Here is an 816-nt window from a genome sequence, read left to right as displayed (position 1 = left end):
TCCACGGCGCCCGTCGGCGCGATCCGCAAGCTGTTCGAGAAGAACGGCTGGCGCGCGCGCGATGTCGACCTGTACGAGATCAACGAGGCGTTCGCCGTCGTCGCGATGGCCGCCATGCGCGAACATGATCTTCCCCACGACAAAGTCAACGTCAACGGCGGCGCATGCGCGCTAGGACATCCTATCGGCGCATCGGGCGCGCGAATCCTCGTCACGCTGATCGGCGCATTGCGTCAGCGCGGCCTGAAGCGCGGTGTGGCGAGCTTGTGCATCGGCGGCGGAGAGGCGACGGCAATGGGCATCGAATTGATCTGAAGGTGACGCTATGAAAACGGTATTGATCGTGGGTGCATCGCGCGGACTCGGCCATGAGTTTGCGCGCCAGTATTGCCGTGATGGCTGGCGGGTGCTCGCCACGGCGCGCGATGCGGCATCGTTAAGCGGTCTCGAAGCCATGGGCGCCAAGACCTTCTCGCTCGATACAACCAGACCCGAGGACATCGCCGCGCTCGGCTGGCAACTCGATGGCGAGAAGCTGGATGCGGCGATCATCGTGTCGGGGGTTTATGGTCCGCGCACGGAGCACGTGGAAACCATCCTCGCGGAAGATTTCGATGAAGTCATGCGCACGAACGTCCGTGGTCCCATGCAATTGCTTCCCATCCTCTTGCCGCTGACGGACGCCGCGCACGGCGTGCTTGCCGTCGTATCGAGCAAGATGGGCAGCATTACGGAGATGAACGCTACGGCGGGCTGGTTGTACAGGGCGAGCAAGGCCGCGCTGAATGCGGCGCTCAAGGCGGCGTCGCTGCAGGA

At 63.7% G+C, this 816-nt stretch carries 1 protein-coding gene and 1 pseudogene; both read left to right on the top strand.

From position 1 onward, the window contains the following. A pseudogene (locus ACRXB1_RS37035) lies at positions 1 to 315 on the top strand (acetyl-CoA C-acetyltransferase); the annotation flags it as partial. Between the two features lie 10 nt (positions 316 to 325). Then, a partial coding sequence (locus ACRXB1_RS37030) for an SDR family oxidoreductase (RefSeq protein ID WP_449494904.1) occupies positions 326 to 816 on the top strand: 491 nt, incomplete at its 3' end.

Source organism: Caballeronia sp. M23-90 (genome assembly GCF_053574605.1).
Note: the sequence above shows the minus strand (reverse complement) of the source record. Positions and strands in the feature narration are given on the sequence as shown.